This is a genomic window from Sulfurimonas sp., assembly GCF_018698455.1.
Classification (GTDB): domain Bacteria; phylum Campylobacterota; class Campylobacteria; order Campylobacterales; family Sulfurimonadaceae; genus Sulfurimonas.
This window is the reverse complement of sequence record NZ_JABIOQ010000070.1, coordinates 1-8,712: the sequence shown is the minus strand read 5'-3', so window position 1 is coordinate 8,712 and position 8,712 is coordinate 1. Positions and strand designations below refer to the sequence as shown.

10 protein-coding genes are annotated in these 8,712 nt (G+C 33.4%); 7 read left to right on the top strand and 3 right to left on the bottom strand.

Annotated elements, in window-relative coordinates; translation table 11 throughout:
- Positions 1-410 precede the first annotated feature (410 nt).
- From HOG88_RS10045 to HOG88_RS10015, 7 genes are all read left to right on the top strand, one after another.
- Positions 411-956 (top strand): hypothetical protein, encoded by a 546-nt coding sequence (locus HOG88_RS10045; RefSeq protein ID WP_295005773.1) that lies wholly within the window; start codon positions 411-413, stop codon positions 954-956.
- A 67-nt stretch (positions 957-1,023) separates the two neighbouring features.
- Positions 1,024-2,157, top strand: a complete 1,134-nt coding sequence (locus HOG88_RS10040; RefSeq protein ID WP_295005771.1) for a methyl-accepting chemotaxis protein — start codon at positions 1,024-1,026, stop codon at positions 2,155-2,157.
- Between the two features lie 109 nt (positions 2,158-2,266).
- Complete coding sequence (rho, locus tag HOG88_RS10035; RefSeq protein WP_295005770.1) at positions 2,267-3,637, top strand: transcription termination factor Rho; 1,371 nt, start codon at positions 2,267-2,269, stop codon at positions 3,635-3,637.
- A gap of 3 nt (positions 3,638-3,640) precedes the next feature.
- Positions 3,641-4,387, top strand: coding sequence for a glutamate racemase (murI, locus tag HOG88_RS10030; RefSeq protein WP_295005768.1), 747 nt, complete (start codon positions 3,641-3,643; stop codon positions 4,385-4,387).
- The gene (murD, locus tag HOG88_RS10025) at positions 4,377-5,585 is read left to right on the top strand and encodes a UDP-N-acetylmuramoyl-L-alanine--D-glutamate ligase (RefSeq protein ID WP_295005766.1); all 1,209 of its coding nucleotides are present in this window, start codon (positions 4,377-4,379) and stop codon (positions 5,583-5,585) included. The genes murI and murD overlap by 11 nt, the downstream gene beginning before the upstream one ends.
- A gap of 55 nt (positions 5,586-5,640) precedes the next feature.
- Positions 5,641-6,069 (top strand): hypothetical protein, encoded by a 429-nt coding sequence (locus tag HOG88_RS10020; protein ID WP_295005764.1) that lies wholly within the window; start codon positions 5,641-5,643, stop codon positions 6,067-6,069.
- Between the two features lie 61 nt (positions 6,070-6,130).
- Entirely contained in the window at positions 6,131-7,855 is a 1,725-nt protein-coding gene (locus tag HOG88_RS10015) for a DNA polymerase III subunit gamma/tau (RefSeq protein ID WP_295005762.1), read from the top strand.
- A 2-nt stretch (positions 7,856-7,857) separates the two neighbouring features.
- Here HOG88_RS10015 and HOG88_RS10010 read toward each other — a convergent pair whose 3' ends face one another.
- From HOG88_RS10010 to HOG88_RS10005, 3 genes are all read right to left on the bottom strand, one after another.
- Positions 7,858-8,076, bottom strand: a complete 219-nt coding sequence (locus HOG88_RS10010) for a hypothetical protein (RefSeq protein WP_295005760.1) — start codon at positions 8,074-8,076, stop codon at positions 7,858-7,860.
- Positions 8,077-8,140: 64 nt separating this feature from the next.
- A complete protein-coding gene (locus HOG88_RS11950; RefSeq protein ID WP_367235056.1) occupies positions 8,141-8,365 on the bottom strand; it encodes a transposase in 225 nt (74 codons plus the stop codon).
- Between the two features lie 132 nt (positions 8,366-8,497).
- Positions 8,498-8,712 (bottom strand): helix-turn-helix domain-containing protein (locus HOG88_RS10005; RefSeq protein ID WP_295005758.1); only part of this gene is annotated, 215 nt, incomplete at its 5' end.

The window sequence follows — 8,712 nt, the reverse complement described above, 5'->3', positions numbered from 1 at the left end:
CTAGGTAAATCCGATGAAAAATAAAATAAACCTTATATACCTTCTTGCTCAAATAAATCATCAATAAAATCATCACGATATAGGCAATTTCTTTTGATTTCAGCCATTGCCGTTTTACCTGTTGGTAGAACTTTTTTATCTTTTTTGGCATTTAAAAATATCTGATAAAGATTGATAGCAAAGCTTCTAGGAATTGCTATCGAAAAAGGTTCTTTATAGGCTATATGATTATCTTCTTCAGTTTAGAACAGGTTGTATAGTTCAAAAGGTTGATGAAGAGCTCAACAATCTCATCAAGAGAGTTTATTTGAAGTGAATATTAGAATTCTTTTTTTGTTTCATAGGCTGATTAGTTACAAAACTTCTTTATTTTTATACTATTTAACCGATATAGAATAAAAGGAAAAGTTATGAATACATCTTATGCATTTGATGCTTATCGTTCTCACGATTTAAGTATCTCAATGAAAACATCTAGTGGCGATACAATAGAAATGGACTTTAGTAACCAGCAATCTGCCTCTTATTCTCAGACTAAGACACCAAACAGTTCAAGTACAAGTATGAGTTTCTCTTCTATGCAATCTTTTAGTTTTTCAGTTGAGAGTAACGGTATCGATGCTCAAGATAAAAAAGAGATAGCAGCATTTATGAAAACTGCTCAGCCATTTATTGATGGATTTTTAGAAGAGTTACAAGAAGATGCACCAAAGACTCCTGTTACAAAACTTGCACACCAAGTAGCAAGTATGTTTAACCCTAACTCCCAAAATGAAGAAAATAAGAATAACTTCATAAAAACAAATATAGTAAAAATGTTTGACAATGCAGTTAATGATATAAAACCTACTCAAGAAATTATTGATAAAGTTTTTGAAGACACACAAAAACTTCTCGAAAAAATACTCAAAGAATTTGATGATTTTAATCAACTTAGTAATAAAAATTATGCTTAAATTTTTAAAGGTTACTAAGGCCTAAAGTCACAAATATCTTTGGTATAAAAAATGCTTACAGCTAGGTATGAAATACATATTAACCTTATTTTTACTTACTATAACACTCTTTGCTGCAGATATAGAAAAAAATTATGCTCAGTTAAATCAAGAACTAGACAAAATGTCGGTGCACTTGACTCCTGAAGAAAAAGTTTCACTTTACTACTTAGTAATGTCAACACATGATAGAATCTCAACATCACTTGCACATCAAGAGACAAAAATCAACTCTCTAAACTCACTAGAAGAACAAACTCTCAAAGTTTTTGCAAACCTTCATGAAAGTAATAATAAACTCACAGTTTCACAGATAGAAAAACTTAGAAAACTTTATCTTTTAATGGGTAAAGAGGCAAAAAATCTTATAAAAAACACTAAACACACCACTACTCAAAGAACTATATATAAAGAAAAAATAGTTTACAAAGATAAAATTATTTACAAAGACACTACAAGTAATACTGTAAAAACTGAGACTTCTTGGTTCTATCTTATAATTTTAGGAATTATTTCATTGATGATAGGTGCTATTTCTAGTTACTTTATTTTTGGAAGGAAAGAAGATACTCAAGATAAACTCAACATCGTTATCTCAGAATATGAAACTGAACGAGCGAGACTACTTGATGATATGAGTGATTTAGAAGCACAAAATAAAGTTCTTAGTGAAAACAGAACAAAAAGTAGTGATGAACTTAAGTTTGAAAATAGTTCTTTAACAAAGAAAGTACAATTAAGTGCTGATGAACTTGTTTCTTTAGAAGAAAGTTATAAAGTAAAAAGCAAAGATTTTCAGATGCAATTAAAAGAACTCTTATCAGAAAAAGAAGAACTATTAGAAGAGTGTAAAAGACTTCATAATTATAAAGAAGACGAAGAACAAGAAAGTTCAATGTTTAATGATAATCTAGTTGATTTACAAAACCAGTCAAAAGATATATTCACTGTCCTTGAAACTATTTCCGACATAGCAGATCAAACAAACCTTCTCGCATTAAACGCAGCCATTGAAGCTGCTCGAGCCGGTGAACATGGTCGTGGTTTTGCTGTTGTTGCGGATGAAGTAAGAAAACTAGCTGAGCGAACTCAAAAAACTTTAAATGATGCAAAAGTTGAAATTTCAGGTGTTGTAGACAGTATTTCAAGCCTAAAGGCTTAAAAAACTTGACATAACCATCAAAATTGTTGTAAAATTAGGATAAGTAAACAAAATATCTTTAAATCTTTCCTACATCAAAAAAATCATAAACAACTAAGGTAGTCAATACATGAGTGAAAATAATTCACAACAACCTCGTAACAATTCAAAACCGAACAACAACCCTAAAGCAAATAGTAACCGTAGCAATAATTCAAAACGAACACATACACCGGTAAAAGGTTCTAGTATTGAAGAACTACGTCTTAAAAGTATTGAAGACCTTATTGCTATTGCTCATGACTTAAAAGTTGAAGATCCTCAAGAGCTTAAACGCCAAGATGTTATTTTTGAGATTCTAAAAGCTCAAACTGAACAGGGTGGATTTATCCTTTTCTCTGGAATTTTAGAAATTATGCAAGATGGTTATGGTTTCATCCGTTCGATTGACAAATCTTTTAACGAGTCTATCAATGATGCTTATGTTTCAAACACTCAGATTAAACGTTTTGCCTTACGAAACGGTGATGTTGTAACTGGTCAGGTACGTCCACCTAAAGATCAAGAGAGATACTACGCACTTATTAAAGTTGAGGCAGTTAATGGTCTTCCACCTGAAGAGTCTAAAAAACGTCCACTTTTTGAAAACCTTGTACCACTTTATCCAGAAGAAAGATTTAAATTAGAGTACCGTGAAAAAGGTTTAACAGGTCGTATGCTTGACCTATTCTCCCCAATTGGTAAGGGGCAACGTGGTCTTATCGTTGCACCTCCTAGAAGTGGCAAAACAGAATTGCTTAAAGAGATAGCTCACGGTCTAAGTACTAACAATCCAGAAGTGGATTTAATGGTTTTACTTGTTGATGAACGTCCTGAAGAAGTAACAGATATGGAAAGATGTGTAAAAGGTGAAGTTTACTCTTCTACTTTTGACATGCCTGCAAAAAATCATGTTAAAGTTGCCGAGATGGTTATAGAAAAAGCGAAACGTCTCGTTGAGATGGGTCGTGATGTTGTTATACTTCTTGACTCTATCACAAGACTTGCTCGTGCTTACAATACTGTAACACCATCAAGTGGTAAAGTACTCTCTGGTGGTGTTGATGCGAATGCTCTTCATAAACCAAAACGTTTCTTTGGTGCTGCTCGTAACATAGAGAATGGTGGAAGTTTAACTATCATCGCTACTGCACTTGTAGATACTGGAAGCCGTATGGATGAAGTAATCTTTGAAGAGTTCAAAGGTACTGGTAACATGGAAGTTGTTCTTGACCGTAAAATTGCGGATAGAAGAATTTATCCTGCCATTGACATCCTTAAATCAGGAACTCGTAAAGATGATTTACTTATTTCTAAGGCTGATTTACAAAAAGTATTTATTCTTCGTCAAATGATTCATAAGCAAGACAATGAAGTTGAAGCACTCAAGTTTGTTTACACAACTATGGGTAAAAAAGAGACTAATCAAGAGTTCCTTGATAGTATGAATACGGATAAATAACTAATGAAAGTAGGTGTATTTGATAGTGGAATTGGCGGTTTAACTGTTGTAAAATCACTCTTAGAACATCAACTTTTTGAAGAAATTATCTATTTCGGAGATACTGCTCGCGTTCCTTATGGGAGCAAAGATAAAAACACAATCATTCGCTACGCCATAGAAGCCGTAGAATTTTTCAAAAACTTTGAACTTGACCTTATCATTGTTGCATGTAACACAGTGAGTGCTTATGCGTTAAATGAAATGAAAGAGAGTGCTACTTGTCCTGTTATGGGAGTAGTTGAAGCTGGGGCTTTAGCTACTGCAAACGCGATGAACAACAAAAGTTCAAATATCTTAGTCATTGGGACAAACGCGACTATCAACTCCCATGCTTATGAGAACTCTTTAAAAGAGCAAGGTTACTCGAACATTCAGGCAAAAGCAACACCACTTTTTGTTCCTCTCGTTGAAGAAGAAATATTAGACGGTGCTATTCTAAACGCGACTCTTTCTCACTACTTCGACTCATTTAAAGCTCCTGATGCACTTATTTTAGGTTGTACTCATTTTCCTATAATATCTTCAGCTCTTAGTGACTACTTTGGTGATAAAACACTTCTCATACATTCAGGTGATGCTATTGTTGAGTATCTCCAAAGAAAGTTTGACTTTTATAAAAAATATCAAAATCCTAAGATAGAATTTTTTGCTTCAGAAAATCCTGAGGCATTAAGAAATATCGCTAATAAGTGGCTTTATGAAAAATAAAAGAGTTTCCATCTTTGGTTATGGTGTTACTACTAAACCACTCACTAAACACATAAAAAATGCTGTTTTTTACGATGATAAATGTTCTGAGCCTTATGCTGGAATTAATGGCTCATTTGTAAGACCATCACATGAGTTTGACCCAGATAACTCTGACCTTGAGATAACTTCCCCTGGTATTCCACCGTCAAACCCTCTTATACAAAAAGCACAAAATCTCATGAGTGAGTATGACTACTTCAAAGATACAAAGCCTTTTAAAATTTGGATCAGTGGAACAAACGGTAAAACAACCACTACTCAAATGATGCAACATCTACTTGAAGATAAAGGAAGTGTTGCTGGTGGAAATATTGGAACTGCTCTGGGAGACTTAGAGCAAGAAAAAAATATGTGGATTCTTGAGACTAGTTCATTTACTATGCACTATACGAGTCAAGCTTTTCCAGATGTTTATGTTCTTCTTCCTTTAAGCCCTGACCATCTAACTTGGCATGGAAGCATGCAAGAGTATGTAGCTGATAAACTTAAACCTCTTAGCCTAATGAAAGCTACAGACATAGCAATCATTCCAGCAGAATATGCTAACACTCCAACAAATGCGACGATACTGTCTTATGAAGATGAAGAATCTTTAGCAAAACTGTTTGAGATAGATATGCAAAAAGTCAACTTTAAAGGTGCTTTTTTACTCGATGCACTTTTAGCCATGTCTGTTGACAAGCTGCGTTTTAAACGCACTAACTATGAAAAGATGAACTCTTTTAAACTTGATCCACATCGTCAAGAAGAACTTCGTGATGCAAAAAATCGTCTCTGGATAAATGATACAAAAGCGACAAACCTAGATGCAACTATAGCTGCTCTTAAACGCTATGAAGATTCTTTTATTCACCTAATTTTAGGTGGTGATGATAAGGGAGTTGATTTAAATGAACTCTTTTTATTTTTAAAAGAAAAACAATTAAAAATCTATGCAATAGGTTCAAATAAAGAAAAGCTATCTAAGCTTGCAAGTGACTATGCTGTCGCGTTTGCTAAATGTATCAATCTATCAGATGCAATCTCTAAAATAGATAGAAATTTACAAAAAAATGAAGTTGCCCTACTCTCTCCTGCCGCTTCAAGCCTTGATGAATTTAGTTCTTATGCTCAAAGAGGCAATGAGTTTAAAGAAGCGGTCACCAAACTCTCTTAACATTCAACTAACAAACCTTTGATATATTTATAAATATAATTCAAAGGATTTCATCATGAAAAAAGCACTATTATCGATACTTACCGCTGCACTGTTTATCAGTGGATCAACGACATTACTCAATGCCAAGCAAGGTAAACAAAATGCAAAACCTTTTCTTATACAAGGAAAACTTCCTCATTTAACTATGATGGTCAAAATTCTTTGGAATGACGAAGATTTAGCCTTAACTACTACTCAAAAAGAGAAACTACTTGTTATTCGTAAACACACTATGTCTACTGCGAAATCTCTTGGAAGAGAAATCCTAAAGTTAGAAACACTAGTAGTTAAAAAAAGTAATGAAGGTGTAATTCCAGATTCACTAAAAGAGACTCTTAACAAAATTGCAGAACTTAGAGTTGAAGCGAGTATGGTACATTTAGAATGTATTTACAATACTAGAGCTATCCTTTCAAAAGATCAACTTTATATCTTAGAGTAAATTATATGAACTTTTAACTCTTTAAATGCTAAAATGATTCCAATTAATAATGGAGTTATATTTGAAAGAAGCATCTGAAGTTTTAGCGAGAAAATACCGTCCCTCAAATTTTGATGAGCTTATAGGTCAAGATACTATAGCTCAAACGCTATCACTTGCACTTGATTCAAATAGGCTCTCTCATGCTTACCTTTTTTCAGGTCTCAGAGGAAGTGGAAAAACTTCAACAGCTCGTATCTTTGCAAAGGCTCTTATCTGTGAAGAAGGTATGAGTCATCATCCTTGTGGTGTTTGCTCTAACTGTACTATGGCCCGTGAAGGTCGTCATATGGACATCATCGAGATGGATGGTGCTTCAAGTCGGAAAATAGACGATATAAGAGATCTTGTAGAACAAACAAAGTATAGACCTGCTGTTGCTAGATTTAAAATATTTATCATTGATGAAGTACATATGCTCACCAAAGAAGCATTTAATGCCCTTCTTAAAACTCTTGAAGAACCTCCTGCTTATGTTAAGTTTATCTTAGCAACAACTGACCCACTAAAGCTTCCAGCAACTATACTTAGTAGAACACAGCATTTTCGTTTTAAAAGCATAGCAACAAATAAAATAATAGACCATCTAGCACATATACTTAAACTTGAAAATATCGAGTATGAAGTTGATGCTCTTGAAATACTTGCACGTAGTGGAAGCGGTAGTCTTCGTGACACGCTCACTCTTCTAGACCAAGCCATTATCTACTCAAGAAACCACGTTGATGTAAGAACAGTTACAGATATGTTGGGACTAGTTGATCCAAAGTTTGTAGATGAGCTTTTTAGTGCTGTTTTCCAAAAAGATTATGGAGCTTTAGTCGAAAAAGTAAAACTCCTAGAAGATTATGAAAGCGAGATGGTGTTAGATGAACTAATCGCATACCTTAAAGAGAAGATGTTCAAACATGATGCCCTCTTTTCAACTCTTGTTCTCGATAGATTTTTTAGAATACTAAGTGATTCAAAATATCTCTTTAGTATAAATGCAGATGGTTCTTTTGTTCTTTCTCTTATATTTTTCAAGATGGTTGAAGCACTTCGAATCCGTGAAATAGACCAGATGATAGAGTCCTTTCAAAAAGATGTAGAGCGTCCAAATATTGTAACACCTACACCTATGAAGATAAAAGTACAAACAGCTACACCTGAACTCCTCTCAGATACAGAAACTTCTTCAGAAGTCATAGTAGAGCAAGCACTAAAAAGAGAGGAGATTGTAGAAGATATAATAATTCCCGTAGTTGTGAGTGAAGGTCTTCTAAAATTTCAACTTCTTATAGAAAAAATAACTGACCGAAATTATGAGCTAGGTGAGTGTTTTACTAAAAGTATCTCATTTGTTTCTTATGAAGACAATATTTTGACTTGGGAAAGTTGCGCGAACGAGAAATGTAAAAAATCTTTAACTCATGGGTATTCTGTAGTTAAACAGCTTGTTCGCGAAATCTTTAGTTTCCAGACAAAGATAAAAGGTATAGCTTGTTCTAAACCCGAGGAAACAGAAAAAGTCAAAAAAGAAGCAGTTTATACTCCAAATATAGAACAACCAACGATGCAAGAACCTCAAAGTACTACTATGATAGAAGATGCAGAACTTGCAATAGACTCTTCTTGTGCTTCAAACTGTGCCGATCCCTCACCAGTAGAAGAGATAAATGGTACAGACATAACTCAAGAAGCTATGGTTCAAAAAGCTATAGAGATGTTTGAAGCGAAAAAAGTAACTATACAGTCTAAAATATAGTTCTACTTTTTCTCAAAAAATACCTCACAACAACTTCTACCTTCGTGTTTACAAAATACTAAAATATTTTCATAGGGAATCACATTTCTTTTTTTAATAGTTGCAAATTTCGACTGACTAATGTCTAATAAATTTGCCACATCCTTATCTAGTATTTTTATCTTCTTACCATCTGCTAAAAACAGTTTTAACTCATTTATAATCGCATGAAAATCTCTCATATCTACTCCTAAAAGTGAAAATATAGCAGTTTTTTTTATGGGGTGTTAAAAATATTGCTCTATGCTATTTTTTAGAAGTTTTTTTCTTTGTTTGGTTGAGTCTTATGAGTATATTTTTAAATATAGTTGATGCGAATAAAATAGATTTATTTTTATTGAGGGATCCAAGAACATTTAAATTTCCTGATCTCTTTGATGGGATACTGAGTGTCTCTCCGATTTTATTCCAAGCATAAGGTAGATTTGGATTAAGATTAAATCCACTTTCGTCGAAATATTCGACATCTATTGCACCGGTAAGTGCTTTAGATTCTAATTCTTCAAGTTCTTTCTTCTTTGTTTTATATAATGTTGCATCTGGTTTTTTAGGTTGATGGGGATAAAGGCCTATTTGTTCTTCAATAACTTTTTTATCACTTGTCTAATTTAGAATTGCTTTCCTTCCTGCACCAGCTTTACGTGTGACACTAGAAATACCATCATTATTAAATTTCTTTATCCAGTTATATATTGAACGCTCAGTCACATCAAAAATTTCTGCTACTTCTTTTATTCCCCTTCCACTATTTAAAAGTAATAATGCATGAGAATGAACTCGCTCTTTTTTACATTGACTGTTTTTTAACTCTTTTAGTT